General features: G+C 61.9%; 10 protein-coding genes. 5 read left to right on the top strand and 5 right to left on the bottom strand.

Annotated elements, in window-relative coordinates:
• Together VGY55_22620 and VGY55_22615 are read left to right on the top strand one after the other, a co-directional pair.
• Positions 1-1,146, top strand: a 1,146-nt coding sequence (locus VGY55_22620) for a hypothetical protein (protein HEV2972780.1), incomplete at its 5' end; no start/stop codon positions are given.
• A 148-nt stretch (positions 1,147-1,294) separates the two neighbouring features.
• Positions 1,295-3,181, top strand: a complete 1,887-nt coding sequence (locus VGY55_22615; protein ID HEV2972779.1) for a DUF4340 domain-containing protein — start codon at positions 1,295-1,297, stop codon at positions 3,179-3,181.
• Positions 3,182-3,317: 136 nt separating this feature from the next.
• Here VGY55_22615 and VGY55_22610 read toward each other — a convergent pair whose 3' ends face one another.
• The 5 genes from VGY55_22610 to VGY55_22590 are packed head-to-tail and all read right to left on the bottom strand — an operon-like array spanning position 3,318 to position 6,724.
• Entirely contained in the window at positions 3,318-3,635 is a 318-nt protein-coding gene (locus VGY55_22610) for a DUF971 domain-containing protein (GenBank protein ID HEV2972778.1), read from the bottom strand.
• 57 nt (positions 3,636-3,692) lie between these two features.
• Positions 3,693-4,979: an AMP-binding protein gene (locus VGY55_22605; GenBank protein HEV2972777.1), complete on the bottom strand. Its 1,287-nt coding sequence runs from the start codon at positions 4,977-4,979 to the stop codon at positions 3,693-3,695.
• A gap of 51 nt (positions 4,980-5,030) precedes the next feature.
• Positions 5,031-5,699: a protein-L-isoaspartate(D-aspartate) O-methyltransferase gene (locus tag VGY55_22600; protein HEV2972776.1), complete on the bottom strand. Its 669-nt coding sequence runs from the start codon at positions 5,697-5,699 to the stop codon at positions 5,031-5,033.
• Between the two features lie 22 nt (positions 5,700-5,721).
• Positions 5,722-6,132 carry an NUDIX domain-containing protein gene (locus VGY55_22595; GenBank protein ID HEV2972775.1) on the bottom strand — a complete coding sequence of 137 codons (411 nt, stop codon included), beginning with the start codon at positions 6,130-6,132 and terminating at the stop codon, positions 5,722-5,724.
• A gap of 4 nt (positions 6,133-6,136) precedes the next feature.
• The gene (locus VGY55_22590) at positions 6,137-6,724 is read right to left on the bottom strand and encodes an HD domain-containing protein (GenBank protein HEV2972774.1); all 588 of its coding nucleotides are present in this window, start codon (positions 6,722-6,724) and stop codon (positions 6,137-6,139) included.
• 298 nt (positions 6,725-7,022) lie between these two features.
• On the opposite strand from VGY55_22590, the gene VGY55_22585 reads away from it, so the two are divergent.
• The 3 genes from VGY55_22585 (at position 7,023) to VGY55_22575 (ending at position 16,043) form a co-directional block, all read left to right on the top strand.
• On the top strand, positions 7,023-8,399 hold the full coding sequence (locus tag VGY55_22585; GenBank protein HEV2972773.1) for a DUF1501 domain-containing protein: 1,377 nt from the start codon (positions 7,023-7,025) through the stop codon (positions 8,397-8,399).
• A gap of 159 nt (positions 8,400-8,558) precedes the next feature.
• Positions 8,559-11,714 carry a DUF1553 domain-containing protein gene (locus VGY55_22580; GenBank protein HEV2972772.1) on the top strand — a complete coding sequence of 1,052 codons (3,156 nt, stop codon included), beginning with the start codon at positions 8,559-8,561 and terminating at the stop codon, positions 11,712-11,714.
• 75 nt (positions 11,715-11,789) lie between these two features.
• Positions 11,790-16,043 carry a c-type cytochrome domain-containing protein gene (locus tag VGY55_22575; GenBank protein HEV2972771.1) on the top strand — a complete coding sequence of 1,418 codons (4,254 nt, stop codon included), beginning with the start codon at positions 11,790-11,792 and terminating at the stop codon, positions 16,041-16,043.
• Positions 16,044-16,052: the final 9 nt, after the last annotated feature.

Genomic DNA, 16,052 nt, shown 5'->3' with positions numbered 1-16,052 from the left:
TTCCCCGGAGCGTTCTCCAAATTGAACGCCTCGAAGATGAAGTGGACCGAGTTGGTCAGCACCGGCGATCGGACAGGAACGATCCTTCCAGATCAGATCAAGGCGGCCAGGAGCGGTCAACGCTTGCTGCTGACCGAGAACCAAAACATCACTCATGTGCCGTACGCGCTGGCGGCCCGCATCTCGGGCGAAACGAAGACCATCGATCCTACTGCCGCGAGCGACGAGAAGGATGGCAAGGATTCGAAGGACGCAATCGCGAAGAAGGACGACGCCGCGAAGAAAGATGATCCGCCCGCCGATGCGAAAAAGGATGATCCCAAATCCTCGGACGCCGCCAAGGCCGACAGCAAGGACGGCAAGGAAGGCGGCGACAAATCGCCCGACAAAGGCAAAGCAACGGCGGAAGCGAAGTCCAGCGACGACAAAGCCGGCAAGGGCAAAGCCACGGACGCCCCCGAAATCGCGAAGAAGCCGGCGCCGCAAACTCATCAGCTCAACGTGATCCTCGTGGCCGACATCGATCTGATGAACGGCAACGTGTTCGACATTCGGGCCCGCTCCGAAGAGGAAGACATCGGCGTGCATTTCGACAATATCGTGTTTGTGGTCAACGCGCTCGACGCGCTTTCCGGCGACGACCGGTTCATCGAAATCCGCAAGCGCAAGCCGTCGCACCGCGAGTTGACCACGATCGAAGAAAAGAGAGCCGAATATCAGGCCGACGTCGTCGACAAGCAAAAGGAATACAAGGACAAATACGAAGAGGAAAAGAAAAAGACGGAGGAAGAAGCGGCGGACGTGAGCAAGAAGTTTCAAGACCTGAAGAAAAAAGTCGATGATGCCCAAAGCAAGGGAGAAGACCTTTCGCTCGACTTGCAAATGGAATTGCAAGAGGCGGTCATCAATCGGGCGGTCGAGGAACAGCGGGTCAAGAACAAGGAAGAGCAACTCGACCGCGACTACCAGCGCGACGTGGAGAAGCTCGATCGCAAATTGAATACAGACATCCGCCACGAGCAGAATTTTTACAAGTTTATTGCCGTGCTGTTTCCACCGATCCCGCCGTTCCTGGTGGCCGTGTTCGTCTACTTCCGCCGCCGCGCGGAAGAGCGCGAGGGAGTTGCAAAGTCGCGACTGCGATAAAAGTACGAAGTACAAAGTAGCCGTAGGGTGCGTCAAGGCTTTGCGCAGACGCACCGTAGCACGCGATTCCGGTGCGTCCGCGCGGACTTGACGCACCCTACGACTGCGACCGTTCACCGTTAAAAACTTACCAGTGGAACTTTGACCAATGACTGAATCCACGAAAACGATCTCGACCGTTGCGGTCGCCGCGGTGCTGCTGGTCCTGGCGATTGTCAGTCGCCCCAAGCTCCCCTATGCCGAGAAAGAAGGCGAGATCGGCCAACCGCTGTTCACGGAGTGGAAGGACCCCACGGCCGCCAAGAGCATGGAGATCGCCACGTTCGATGAAGCGACCCAGGCGGTCCGCAATTTCAAGGTGGCCTTGGTCGATGGCAAATGGTGCGTGCCCTCGCACGGAAACTACCCGGCCAATGCCGAGGACCACGTCGTCAAAGCCGCCAGCGATTTGATCAACCTCAAGGTGATCGAGGTTGTCAGCGACGCCCAGGGAAGCCACGAGACCTACGGGGTCGTCGAGCCGGACCCCGTGAAGCTCCGACAGCCCGCCGTTGGCGTCGGCAAACTGGTCACGGTGAAGGACAAAGATGGCAAGGATTTGGCCCGGCTCATCATCGGCAAGGAAGACAAGCCGGCCGGCGGCAGCGAAACCTCGTCGAGCTTGCGGTTTGTCCGCCGCGCCGGACAAGACCGCGTTTACAAGGCGGCGCTGGCCACCGACCTATTCTCCACGAAGTTTCCCGATTGGATCGATTCCGATCTGCTCGGGCTGAAGCAGCATTGGGACATCACCAAGCTGCAAATCCGCGATTACAATCTCGAAGAGCGCGGCCAGGAGATCGGCGTCGCCCGCAAGAGCGATATCGCCTTGGAATACAACGATCCGAAGGCCTCTTGGACCGTCAGCAAGCTGACCGACTACAAGAACGACAAGCCAACCGAAGCGAAGCTGGCCGCCGATGAAGAACTCGATACGGCCAAGCTTAACGACGCGAAGATGAATCTTTCCGGCCTGAAAATCGCCGACGTCAAACGCAAGCCGGCCCCGCTCGCGGAAAAGCTCAAGAAGAATAAGACCTTCTTCGACGACGCGGAATCCCAAGACTCGCTCGCCAACAAAGGCTTCGTCCCGCTGCCGGAAAAAAAGCCAACCGATGTTTTCTCGGCGGGGGGCGACATGACCGTGGGAATGAAGGACGGCGTGGAATACACGATTCGCTTCGGGGGCGTGGACCTGACGCTCCGCGACAAGGACGATGCGAAGGACAAGAAAACCGCCGCGAAATCCGCCGACGATCAAAAGCGAACCAATGCCGAGCGAGTCGTGTTCGTGACCGCGCGGTTCAATGAAGACTTGATCGCCAAGCCGACTCTCGAACCGCTTCCCGAAGCGAAGAAAACCGACGAGAAGAAACCCGATGCGGGCAAGGCGCCCGACAAGGCTCCCGCGACGAGCCCCGCCCCAACAAAGCCGCCGGCGGCCAGCCCCGCGTCCGGTAAGGCGCCGGACAACAAAGCTCCGTCCGCCAAGAAATCGGCCGAGATCAATCGCGGCGACATGCTCTTGGCGCTCGCCGACGAACCTGCGGCCAAAGGCGGCGCCAAACAGCCTGAGGCCGCACAGCCCGCGGCGCCGAATCCCGCGGCCGCGAAACCGGACGACAAGCCGCCGGCCGCGAAGCCGGCCGAATCCAAAGCCGCCGGCGACGGCAAGAAACCCGGTGCAGACAAAAATCCGCCGAGCGACATCAAGCGGGCGGATGAAGAAAAAGCCCTCGACGAGCAGCGCAAGCGGGTCGAGACGGAAAACAAGCGCAAGCAGGACGAGTACGACGCGTCGGTTAAGAAAGGCAAGGAGCACGCCAAGCAGCTCAACGATCGCTTCGCGGACTGGTACTTCCTGATTTCCGATGAGGACTACAAGAAAGTCCACGTCGGCCCGGCCGACATTATCAAGAAGAAGACGCCGGCAGAAGGCGCGGGCGGTTCCGGCCTCGGCCCCGTTCCGACCGATCCGTTTCAAAAGGGCAAGTGAGGAATGACGAATGTCTAAAGAATGGCTAATGATCGAATGACGAATCAGAAGGCATCCTACGGCGATGCGTCGCGCCGCGGCGGATCTTCGACATTCGGGCTTCGTCATTCTTTATGCATTCGTCATTCGACATTCGTCATTTCACCTCGTTGCCTAACTCCCTCAGCAGCTCGAACGTATAAATCCCCGTGTCGTGGCCGTCGCTGAATTCGATCGAGTAGGCGTAGTGCCCGACCGGCTTCATGCCGAGGACCTTGAGCGGCCGGGCTTCTTGCGGCTTGAGCACCGGCAGGAGCGTCGCCGGGGCTGGCGCGGAGCGTTTCTCGCGGCACGTTGCGCAAGGGCAGCGGTCTCGCAGTTCCGCGAACGCATATTCGCGCCGCTGGCCGTCGCTCCATTCGATCGCCAGGCGGCCTTCGCCGGCGATCGCAAGTTTGGTCGGACAGAGGTTCATCGAGCATTCTCGTTCGCGCACAGGCACGCACAGTGTGCCCTACCCGCTCATCTCACGTCACTCGCCACTTTTTCTCGAATCGACGAACCGCTTTCCTTTTCCTTCGAACCGCGGAAGCGAGCCGAGCGGCACAGTGCGGACGGTCACGCTGAGGCCCAGCCGCAATTGCAATTCTCTCGCGACACGATCGGGCTGTTCGAGCCGGTCTTCGATTTCCACCGCGAGCTGATCGAGCTGCGATTCCTTGTAGACCGTCGCGCGAAACTCGACGATCTCGGGAAAGCTGCGCACGATCTGCTCGATCGAGGCGGGAAAGACGTTCACCCCACGGACGATCAGCATATCGTCGGTCCGTCCGAGCACGCCGCCGTCCAGCCGCACGAACCGGTTCGGCCCTTCGCTTCGCCAAGTCGGCCGCACGAGATCGCCCGTGCGATAGCGAATCACCGGGCTGCCGGCGCGGCCCAGCGTCGTGATCACGAGTTCCGCGAGTTCTCCTTCGGCCGCGGAGGTGCCGGTGGCAATCGAAAGGAACTCGGCAATGAATTCGCTTTCGATCACGCGCACCCAGTTTCCCTCGAGATCGCCGAAGCCCCAGGGTCCGACCTCGGTCGCCCCGCAATGATCGAGCACCTTGGCCTGCCAAAGCGATTCGATGCGGTCGCGGACCGCGGGAACCGATCCGCCCGGCTCGCCGGCCAGGATCAGCCGCCGCACGCCGAGCGAGCCAACATCGAGCTTGTGCTCGGCGCCGACCTCGGCCAGGTGAAGCGCGTAGCTGGGCGTGCAGCAAACCACGGTCGCCCGGCTGGTCCGGGCTAATTCCAGCCGGCCGAGCGTGTTCACTCCGCCGGTCGGCACCAGCAGGCAGCCGCGCTGGGCGAGCGCGTCGTAGGCGCTCCAAAAACCAATGAACGGACCGAACGAAAATGCCATCAGCACGCGATCGTCCGTCGTCACCCCGGCGGCGTCGAGCACGTATTGCCAGCATTCGATCCACCACCGCCAATCGTCGGGCGTGTCGAGCACGGCCAGCGGACGGCCATGCGTGCCGGACGTTTGGTGGAAGCGAGCATAACGGTCCAGCGGCCAGGTGCGGTTGTTCGCCAGATCGTGGCCGTGCGGAATCCCGAGCAGTTCTTCCTTGAAGGTGAATGGGCAGGCGGAGAGCGCATCGAGCGAGCGGATCGGGCGCGGCACGTCAACCAGCTTCGTCGCATAAAACGCGTTGGCCGGCAGGATCGCGTCCAGCAGCTCGTTCAGCCGCCGCAGTTGATGTCGAACGAGGGCCTGAGCGTCGAGCGCTTCCAGTTGGCGACGCTCAAGGGCGGTAGAGAAGTTCATCAATGGAATGATAATGACCGAGTCGGCAAACGGCTAGGGGAGCGTACGTCGTCAACAATCGTCGCCGGGCGGTTCGTTGGCGCCGACGAGCGGGACGAACCGGCAACCGGAGAGTTCGGTGGCTTGCGGTTGCCCGCTGACCTTACCGATTGCCACGAGCGACTGCGATTCGGCGTTTCCCAAGGGAATGACGAGAATGCCTCCCTCGCGTAATTGATCGAACAGGGCTTGCGGCAGTTGCGCGGCTGCGGCCGTGACGATGATCCGGTCATAAGGGGCTTCGGCGGGCCAGCCGAGCGTGCCGTCTCCCACGATGAGTTGAATGTTCTTGTAGCCGATCGCGCTCAAAACACGGCCGGCCTCCGCCGACAACTCGGCATGCCGCTCGACGCTGACGACTTTGGCGGCCAGCTCGGCCAGGATGGCCGTTTGATAGCCGCTCCCCGTGCCGATTTCGAGCACCGATTCTCGCCCCGAAAGTTCGAGCGCTTGGGTCATGATAGCGACGATGTAGGGCTGGCTGATCGTCTGGCGGCAATCGATCGGCAGCGCGCGATCCGCGTACGATTCGGCGAGAAACTCGATAGGCACGAACCGTTCGCGCGGCACACGCCCCATCGCCGAGAGGACCGCCGGCGAGGTGATCCCGCGGTCGTGAAGCTGCTTGGCGACCATCCGATCGCGCGTGGCGCTCAGACTGTTATTCACGGATTCAGGCATGAGGGCAAAAGCCTCCGACCATTCAGCCTTTCGGGCAGGCCAAGAGTTCTTCGAGCCGGTCGAGCAAGAGCGCCTGATCGGGGTGGATCCGCTTTCGAGCCTCGACGATCGGGATGAACTCGGCCGAATCGATCTCCCAAGAGGCGCAGCGCGCCTCGGCATCGGCCGGCGCCGGCCCGGCGAAGCCATGGATTTGTTTCCCGCTCTTGCGATAGAAGACTGATCCGAGTGGCGTCAGCTCGCCCGGAACGACGCCGGTCTCTTCGATCGTTTCGCGGCGGGCGGCTGCTTCGAGCGATTCTCCCTCGTCGGGAAGCCCCTTGGGGATGCCCCAGGGCTTGTGACGATTGTAATTGCCCGAAGGATGGACGAGCAGCACTTGAAGAGCCGCGTCCTTGCGCCGGTAGAGGAGCGTTCCGGATGATTGGACCATGGTGTCACCGCGATGAGCCGGCGAGCCTTTGCATTTCATCGACCGTCCGGACCAGTTCGCCGAGCAGCCTCTGCGGGCCGCCACGTTGCTGATACGTTTCGACGAGCGTGCGGTAATACCAAAGCGTGCCCGCTTTGCCGCCGGTGAACCGCGACCATATCGCATCGCCCAACTCGCGGAGGTCGGCGACGATCGACCGGGCGTTGTGGACCTTGTCGGCGCACGAGACCAGTTTGACGGAATCCGAGCCATGGGCGAGCTGCGCGATGTACGCCTGCTTTCGCTCCTTCCACGGCGGCTTGGGCGTTTCGTCGGTGTCGGTGCAGCCCGCCACGATTTCGGCAACAGCCTCACCGAAGCGGCAGCGGATATCTTCGAGCCGCGGCGCGCCGCCGGCATCTTCAACCGCGTCGTGCAAGAGTGCGGCGATCGCTTCGTCTTCGCTGGCGCCGTTTTCCAGCGCGAGCGCGGCGACCGACAGTACGTGCGAGATGTAAGGGACCGAAGTCGATTTTCGCGCTTGGCCGGAATGCAGTATGGCGGCGTAAATCAGGGCCTGCTCGAAGCGCGACGAAAGCACAGTTTTAGGCATAATCGCGGTGATAATGATTCGAGCGGGAAACGCTGGCTCAGAAAGATCTCACTTAAAATGATACCGTATTTCCGCAGCTTGAAGCAGCCATGCCGGGGTGGTAGCATCAAGAGCAGATTTCGAGCGGCGTCCATCCCTCCTGGCCGCTCCTTAACGTAGGAGCCTATCAAAGAACCGCCGGGGACTGTCCCCTTTTGTGGAGTCTTCGGAACAAAAGGGGACTGTCCCCTTCTCCGCAGGCGGTTCTTGGATAGGGTCGAGCGATCCCACAACCACCCAGGGATTCAAGGCTCCAACCATGCTCAACCTGATCGGCCGCGGCACGGCCAAAACATGCGATGGCGTCACCCGGCGCGATTTTCTCCAGGTCGGCTCGCTCGGTGCATTGGGTTTCGCGCTCCCCGAACTCCTGGCCCTCAAAGCCCAGGGAGCGGTCGAAAAGGGGCACGACGAACGCTCGGTGATCATGATTTTCAACCTCGGGGCCCCCAGCCAGCTAGACACCTGGGACATGAAGCCCGAGGCCCCGGTCGAGATTCGCGGGCCGTTCAAGCCGATTGCGACGAACGCCCCCGGCATCCAGATTTCCGAGATACTTCCGCTGCACGCCAAGCTGGCCGACAAGTTTTCATTGGTGCGAAGCTGCTTCCACACGGCGGCCGGCGTGCACGACACGGGCCACCAGATGATGCAGACCGGCCGGCTCTTCACCGGCGGCGTGAACACGCCTCACGCCGGCTGCGCGGTGAGCTATCTGCTGGGCCGCCGGACCGATTTGCCCGCGCACGTGCTGCTGCCCGAGCCGATGGGGAACACCGGCGGCGGCTTGTCTCATGGGCAAGACGCCGGCTTCTTGGGGAAGGCCAACGATCCATTTGTGCTGATGGCCGATCCGTCGAAGCCGAATTTCAAGGTGCCCGATCTCTTGCCGCCGCCGCAGATCGGCGAGGCGCGGCTGGAACGCCGCCGCAAGCTGCGCGACGTGGTCGAGGGATCGCTCAAGCAGTTTGAGGCCAGCGAAGACGCGAAGCTCTTGGATGCGAACTTCGAGGCCGCCTTCCGGATGATGACCAGCCCGCAGGCCCGCTCGGCTTTCGATCTCTCCAAAGAGCCGCAGAAAGTTCGCGAGCGGTACGGCGTGAATCGCTTCGGGCAATGTTGTCTGCTCGCGCGGCGGCTGATCGAGGCGGGAGTGCGGTTCGTCACGGTGAACACGTTCCTGACCGTCTTCAATGAGCTAAGCTGGGACATTCACGGCTCGCTGCCGTTCATCTCGGTCGAACAGATGAAGAAGGATGTGGCGCCGATGTACGACCAGGCGTATAGCGCGCTGATCGAAGACCTTGTGCAACGCGGGATGCTGGAAAACACGCTCGTCTGCAACTTGCAGGAATTCGGCCGCACGCCGCGGATCAATCCGGCCGGCGGCCGCGATCACTGGCCGCAATGTTGGACGATTTATTTCGCCGGCGGCGGCGTGAAAGGGGGCCGCGTGGTGGGCCGCAGCGATCCGATCGGCGCGGTGCCGGTCGAGCGACCTGTCGAGCCGGCCGAAGTCGTGGCGACGATCTTCTACAGCCTCGGGCTGGATGTGGAAAAGACCTTGCCCGGCCCACAAGGCCGCCCGTTCCCGCTAGTGGATACGGGGAAGCATGCGATTAGAGAGTTGTTTTAGTAGTTGGAGGCCAGAGATCGAAGGCCGGCGGTCGGTCGTTAGTCGGTTCGCTTGTCTTCGACCCTGAGCCTCAGACCGAAGGGCGAACCGAAGTGTACGAGAGACTGCGTTCGGACGCCATCGCCAGCAGGATGGCGAAAGAGAGGAAGGGAACGAATCATGGGAATCGGGCAACTGGAAACACCGGTGAGTATGGCGCCATGCGTCGTGTTCCAAGAGCAGGTTGAAGTGCCGCTCGGGTTGCGCTCGCTTGAGGATTTTCGCAAATGGGCGGTGTCGGATGAGTTTCCCGAGCGCGGGCGAATCGACTTTTTGGACGGAAGGATTGAAGTAAACATGTCTCCAGAGGATATCTTCTGCCACGGAGTGCTGAAAACGGAATTGGCGACGGCGCTGTATGAAAGGATTAAGCGCCAAGTTCGCGGACGAGTGTTTACAGATTGCACGCGAATCTCGTCGCCGCAGGCGCAACTTTCCGTTGAGCCAGACATCGTGTTCGTATCGCATGCGGCGCTCAGGGAAGGGCGGATTCGCTTGGTGCCGAAAGCTGGTGGGGAGGCGGGACGGTTCATCGAGTTCGAGGGTCCGCCTGATCTGATTGTCGAAATCGTCAGCGACAGCTCAATCACAAAGGACACGCGGCGATTACCGGCCGCATATTGGACTGCGGGCGTTCGGGAATTCTGGCTGGTCGATGCGAGAGGAGAGGAATTGATCTTTCAGATTTACGGGCACGACTCGATTCGAGCCAGCGCCACGCGATGCCGATGGATTTCAGCGTTCGACCGTGCTGGAATGCGATTATCGCCTGGACCGCCTCCGCGACACCGACGGCTATTGGGCTTTCAATTTGATCGAGCGGCCCCTTCCATGATGACGTTTCCTCGACTTCGGCCGGTTTTCATCGTCGCGCTCTTCGCCGCGATCTTGGCATCAAGCGCGATTCGAGCGGCTGACAACTTGGTCGTCCTGCCGCAGCACTTTACGCTCTCCGGCCCCGCGGCGCGGCAGCCGTTATTGGTGGAATCTCGGCGCGGCGAGGATTTCGTGGGCGAAATCACGGCCGGCGTCGAGTGGACACCTAGCGATCCCAAGGTTGTTGCAATCAAGGACGGCGTAGCGCTGCCCGTCGGCGACGGTTTGGCCAAACTCACGGCGAAGGTCGGTCCGCAGATGGCCACCGCCGAGGTGACAGTCCTCGGCAAAGAGCGGCCGGCGGAGGTCAGCTTTCGCAATCAAGTGCAGTCGGTGCTGGCGAAATCCGGCTGCAATTCCGGGGCGTGTCACGGAGCGGCGGCGGGGAAGAACGGATTCAAGCTGTCGCTCCGCGGGTTCGATGCCGAGTCGGATTGGTTCGCGATTACTCGCCAGGCCCGCGGAAGGCGGATTGTGCCGAGCGATCCCGGGCGGAGCTTGTTGCTGCTCAAGCCGAGCGGCGCGCTGCCGCACAAAGGAGGCGTGCGGTTCGAGGTCGATTCGCCAGACTACAACACGATCGCGGCCTGGATCGCCGCCGGCGCGCCCGCCCCCAAGGCTGACGATCCGCGGCTGGATCATCTCGAAATGCTCCCGGCCGGCGTTGTGCTCAAGCCGGGAGATTCGCAGCGGTTGCTCGTGCGAGCTTACTACTCCGACGGGCACAGCGATGATGTCACTCACTGGGTCAAGTTCACATCGTCCGACGAATCGGTGGCTCAGGTCGATCAAGCGGGGCGGGTCAAGGTAATGGGGTCCGGCGAGGGAGTGGTCAGCGGTTGGTTCGCCAGCCGGATCGCCGTGGCGACGATCACCGTGCCCTTCGCGCAGCAGGTCTCGGCCGATGCGTTCGCCAAGGCCGCGCGGCGCAACTTCATCGACGATCTCGTGCTCGCCAAGCTCAAGCGGCTGAAGCTGCCCCCATCGCCGCGAGCCGATGACGCGGCGTTTCTGCGGCGAGCGTTCATCGACACGATCGGCGTGTTGCCCAAGGTGGACGAGACGCGGGCATTTCTCGCCGACTCGGCCCCCGACAAGCGCGACCGGCTGATCGAAGCGCTGCTAGCGCGGCCCGAGTTCGTCGATTATTGGACGTACAAATGGTCCGATCTGCTCTTGGTCAACAGTGAGAAGCTGCCGGCCCCGGCGATGTGGTCCTATTATCGCTGGATTCGGAGCCAAGTGGCCGAGAACACGCCCTGGGACCAACTCGCCCGCCGGATCGTCACCGCCTCGGGTAGCACGCTCGAGAACGGCGCGGCCAATTTCTTTGCCCTGCACAAAGACCCGCTGGAGATGTCCGAGACCACGTCTCAGGCCTTCCTGGGCATGTCGATTACGTGCGCCCATTGCCACAATCATCCGCTCGAAAAATGGACCAACGATCAATACTACGGTATGGCGAATCTCTATTCGCGAGTGAAGATTAAGAACGCCGACGGCGAGGGCAACGTGACCGTCTTCCCGACGACCGAGGGCGAATTGATTCAGCCGCGCACGGGGCATCCTCAGCCGCCGCGGCCGCTCGACGGCGATGCGATTCCGTTTGACTCGGCGGCCGATCGCCGGCTCGCGCTCGCCGAATGGCTCACCGCGCCGGAGAACCCCTATTTCAGCCGCGCGATCACGAATCGCATTTGGGCGAATTTCCTCGGCGTTGGGGTGGTCGAGGCGGTCGACGACGTGCGGCTCACGAATCCGCCGAGCAACGCCGAGCTGCTCTCCGCTCTCGCCAAGAATCTCGTCGAAAACCACTACGATCTCAAATCGTTGATGCGGTTGATTCTGCAAAGCGAAACCTACCAGCGATCCAGCCAAGCGCTGCCGGAGAACGAGGCTGATCGGCGATTTTACTCGCACTATTTCCCCCGGCGGATGCGGGCGGAAGTGCTGCTTGATGCGATCTCGCAAGTGAGCGGCACGCCCAGCGAGTTCAAGGGTTACGCGCCCGGCTGGCGGGCGATCCAATTGCCCGATTCCAATGTCGATTCGTATTTCCTCAAATCGTTCGGCCGACCGCAACGGCTGTTGACCTGCGAATGCGAGCGAACCAACGAGCCGAGCATGGTGCAAGTGCTTCACATCACCAACGGCGACACGATCAATCAGAAGTTGGCCGCCAAAGGGAGCCGCGTCGAGCACCTGCTCGAAGCCAATACGACGGACGACAAGATCGTCGAAGAGGCCTATTTGATCGCGCTATCGCGATTCCCCGCCGACGCGGAGAAGCAGCAACTCGCTTCCGAGTTGGGCCAAGTGCCGTCGGCGGAAAAACGGGCGGCGGTTGAGGATTTGTATTGGAGCTTGCTAAGCGGCAAAGAGTTTTTGTTCAATCATTGAGAGATGGAACGAAACACGAGTAGGGTGTGTCAAGTCCGCGCGGACGCATCGGAACCTGCTATTCCCGGTCGAATCATGTGCTTGCAGCGGTCGATCGTCTTTGTTTGGATGTTGCTTCTGCTGGGAGCGACGGCGCTCGCTGGCGATGCACCCGATTTCAACGATCAGATCGCGCCCTTGTTCGTCAAATACTGCACGAGCTGCCACAACGGGACTGATCGTGAAGGGAAACTTGTTCTCGAAAGCTACGCGAGCTTGCTCGAAGGGGGAAAGCGGGGCGGGGAGATTGTGCCGGGCAATTTGGCGCAGAGCCGGCTGGTGCGGGTGCTGACTGGCGAGACCGAGCCCTCGATGCCGCCGAAGGACAATGACAAACCCAAGCCCGAGGAGATCGCGCTCATCAAGCGGTGGGTGGAAGCGGGCGCGAAGGGGCCGCAGGGCGCGGAGCTTGATCCCACGCGGCTGGTCGCTCCGAAGATCGCCGCGACGGCGCCGGTTCGCGAGCCGATCAATGCGATGGCTTGCTCGCCGGACGGCCGTTGGATCGCCGTGGCGCGATACGGCCGAGTCGAATTGCTTTCGGCTGAGAATCGCAAATTGGCGCTGACGCTCGGCGACGTTCGCGGCAACGTGAACGACGTGGCGTTCAGCGCCGATAGCACGAAGCTCGCCGCAGCGGCCGGCGAGGCGGGATTGTTCGGCGAAGCGCGGCTGTGGAACGTGGCCGATGGCACGCTGCTCCAAAAGTTCCACGGGCATCGTGACAGCATTTATGCTGTCGCGCTTTGCCCCGACGGAAAAACGCTCGCCACCGGGAGCTACGATCAACAAATCAAGCTCTGGAACGTCGAGACCGGCGCGGAAATCCGCTCGCTCGTCGGACACAACGGCGCGATTTACGCCCTCGCCTTCTCTCCGCAAGGCAAACTGCTGGCCAGCGCCAGCGGCGATCGCACCGCGAAACTCTGGGAGGTCGCGAGCGGCGAGCGCCTCGAGACTTTCGGCCAGCCGCTTGCAGATCAGTATACGATCGCGTTCAGCCCCGATGGCCGGCAGCTTGCCGCCGCGGGGGTCGATAATCGAATCCGCGTTTGGCAGATCAGCGCCTCGGGCAAGGAAGGGACAAATCCAATCCTCTTCTCGCGGTTCGCCCACGAGCATCCGATCGTGAAGCTCATCTACTCGACTGACGGAAAAATGTTGGCCTCTTCGAGCGAAGACGGCACGCTCAAGATTTGGAACGCCGGCACGCTCGAAGAGCAGCGATCTCTGGAGCGCCAGCCCGACGCCGTGCCGGCGATGGCATTCTTGCCGGGCGGAAACGCGCTGGTCGTCGGACGAATGGATGGGACGCTTGCAATCTATGACACGTCCAATGGAAAACGCATTGCAACGGGACGGATTCATGTTAGCCCCGGCGTTTACGCCGGGGAGTCACTTTTGCGGAGCCCAGGCGTTCACGCCAGGGGTCCGGAGCCAATCAAATCCCGTTTTGTCGCCCCTTCAGAGGCTAAAGCCGCGACGAGAAGCCCCGTGAACGGGGCTCCAGAAAGATCTTTCCGCGGTGCCGACCCAGGCGTAAACGCCTGGGCTACAAAAAAATGGTTGGCGCGAATGGATCGTTTGTTTGGCAGCGTGTTTCGCCAAGAGCTAAACCATCAAGTCGCGTCGTTGATCACAATGGCCGCGCTCCCGCTGATTCAGACTGTCGACGCCATCCCCGAGCAAGCCGAGACCGAGCCGAACGATAGCCACAGCCAAGCCAACCACGTTGCAATCCCTGTGACGATCAAGGGCACGCTCGACAAACCGGGGGACGCGGACTATTTCAGCTTCGATGCTCTGGCGGGGCAAACGCTCGTGTTTGATGTGGCGGCGCGGAGCATCAAATCGAAGGCCGCCCCTCGACTGGCGCTCCTCAATGCCGAGGGCAAGCTGCTCAGCGAAGAGAGCCTTACCGACGCGAACAGCGATCCGCTCATGGCTTACACGTTCGCCACAGCCGGGAAGTATATCGTCAGGATCGACGATCGGATGATGGCCGGCGGAAAGGACCATTCGTATCGCCTAACGATTGGCGCCTTTGCGTACGCGCTCGATTGTTTTCCGCCGAGCGTGCCGGCCAACGCGACGACGGAGGTCGAGCTGATCGGTCCCAACATCCCCATGGGGACAAAAGTGAAAGTCCCAGCCGGTGCCGCGGGCGAGGCGACCGTCCCGATCGACGGCGCGAAATTCCGCACGCGCCGCGAAATCAAGGTGATCGCCAGCGATCTGCCGGAAGTGGTGGCGACCATGCCCAACGATTCGCCCCAAAAGGCGCTGCCGATCGCAGTTCCCGGCAGCGCCTGCGGACGGATTCATCGCCGACCGGCGGGGCAACCCCCCGAGGCGAATTACTATCGCTTCGAGTCGAAAGCTGGACAGAAGTGGATCATCGAGACGAACGCCGCCCGCCGCGGCTCGCCGATCGACACGCGGATCGACGTGCTCACCGCCGACGGCCGGCCGATCGAGCGGCTATTGCTGCAGGCCGTTCGCGATTCATACATCAATTTCCGCGGGATCGATTCAGGGGGCAACCAACCGCGGCTCAAGAATTGGGAAGAGATGGAGCTGAACCAATATGTGTATATTGGCGGCGAGGTTTGCAAGCTGTATCGTGCTCCGCAGGGACCGGATTCCGATTTCCTCGTCTATCGCGACCTGGCCGGACGCCGCCGCCCGTATTTCGACACCACAGCGACCGACCACCCGAATTTCGAGCCGGTCTATGTGGTCGAGCCGCATCCGCCGGGCACCAAGCTCCCCGACAACGGCCTGCCCGTCTTTCCGATTTACTATTCAAACGACGACGACAGCCAGCGGAAGCTGGGGCGCGACTCTCGGCTGTTGTTCACCGCTCCGGCCGAAGGCAGCTATCTGGTGCGGGTGGTCGATGTCCGCGGCGAGGGGGGCGATCGCTACATTTATCGGTTAACCGTTCGCGAGCCGAAACCGGATTTCAATGTGAGTCTCGGCGTCGTCGATCCGACGGTGAACGCCGGCAGCGGCAAGCGATTCAAGCTATCCGTGGATCGCGTCGATTACTTTGACGGCGAGATTCGCGTCGATATCGACGGCCTGCCGCCGGGGTTCGTCGCAACGACGCCGATCGTGATTCAGGCCGGTCACTTGGAAGCCGACGGCGTGATCAACGCTTTGGAATCCGCCCCGCCGCCGACGGATCAAAACCGCGCGATGACGAAGATCACCGCCACCGCCCGAATCGATGGCCGCGATGTGACCAAGACGGTGAACGGCCTGGGCCAAATCAAGCTGGCCGGCAAGCCGAAGCTACTCGTGCATTTGTCGCCGGCCCAGCCGACGAACGAAACGGTCGTCCACCGTCCGCCGAGGCAGGAGTGGATCGCTCTCGATCCGACCAGCGCCATCTCGCGCGGCGGCGCCACGCTCACAAAGCAGAGCGACCATTCGCTGTTGGCCGGCGGCGCCAATCCGGACAAGGATTCGTATACGATCGTCGCCACGACCGACGCTCGGAATATCCGGGCGTTCCGCCTTGAGGCGCTCGGCGACAAGAGCCTTCCCGCCGGTTCACCAGGCCGGGCAGACGGCAACGGCAATTTCGTGCTGACGGAGTTCCGCGTCGCCGCGGGGCCGAAGAGCGATTTCGGAAAAGCTGAGCCGGTCGTGCTCGCTTCCGCGACGGCCGATTACTCGCAACCGGGCAACGAGGCCGCACGAACGATCGACGGCGATTCGGCCACCGGCTGGGCTGTCGCCGCGAATGATCCCGAGCACGGCTGGCCCGTGCCGCGCACGGACGACGATCCAGCACACGCAATCATTTTTGAGTTGAAGCGGCCGATCAACTTCGCCGAAGGGGCGCTCCTGACATTCACGCTCGACCAGACGAGCGGCAATCCGCGACACAATCTGGGCCGGTTCCGACTTTCGGTCCTGGCCGACTTGCCGGCGGAACTCGACATTCCCCAACCCACCGAAGTGGTCATCGCGCCCGGCGGCGGCGCGGTCTGCAAGCTGCGCGTCGAGCGCCGCGGAATCGAGGACCGGATCCAGTTCGACGTCGACAATCTGCCGCATGGCGTGATCGTCGACAATATCGGGCTGAGCGGCATCCTGATTCCCGAAGGGCAAACCGAGCAGACGCTGTACTTGAACGCGGCCAGTTGGGTGCCCGAGACCGATCGGCTCTTCTATGCCGTGGCCAAGGTGGACGGGGAGCAAGCCTCGTTGCCCGTGCTGCTGCACGTGCGCAAGCCGGCGTCAAGTGCGAAGTACGAAGTACGAAGTGCGAAGGACTAAGGAGCCGCC

The organism is Pirellulales bacterium, assembly GCA_035939775.1.
In the GTDB taxonomy this organism is placed as follows: Bacteria; Planctomycetota; Planctomycetia; order Pirellulales; family DATAWG01; genus DASZFO01.
This window is presented reverse-complemented; position numbering and strand designations above follow the sequence as displayed.

Coding starts and splice junctions, on each gene's coding strand:
- VGY55_22575 (HEV2972771.1), top strand. CDS start 11,790: ATGTGCTTGCAGCGGTCGATCGTCTTTGTTTGGATGTTGCTTCTGCTG.
- VGY55_22580 (HEV2972772.1), top strand. CDS start 8,559: ATGGGAATCGGGCAACTGGAAACACCGGTGAGTATGGCGCCATGCGTC.
- VGY55_22610 (HEV2972778.1), bottom strand. CDS start 3,635: ATGAACCTCTGTCCGACCAAACTTGCGATCGCCGGCGAAGGCCGCCTG.
- VGY55_22585 (HEV2972773.1), top strand. CDS start 7,023: ATGCTCAACCTGATCGGCCGCGGCACGGCCAAAACATGCGATGGCGTC.
- VGY55_22615 (HEV2972779.1), top strand. CDS start 1,295: ATGACTGAATCCACGAAAACGATCTCGACCGTTGCGGTCGCCGCGGTG.
- VGY55_22605 (HEV2972777.1), bottom strand. CDS start 4,979: ATGAACTTCTCTACCGCCCTTGAGCGTCGCCAACTGGAAGCGCTCGAC.
- VGY55_22595 (HEV2972775.1), bottom strand. CDS start 6,132: ATGGTCCAATCATCCGGAACGCTCCTCTACCGGCGCAAGGACGCGGCT.
- VGY55_22600 (HEV2972776.1), bottom strand. CDS start 5,699: ATGCCTGAATCCGTGAATAACAGTCTGAGCGCCACGCGCGATCGGATG.
- VGY55_22590 (HEV2972774.1), bottom strand. CDS start 6,724: ATGCCTAAAACTGTGCTTTCGTCGCGCTTCGAGCAGGCCCTGATTTAC.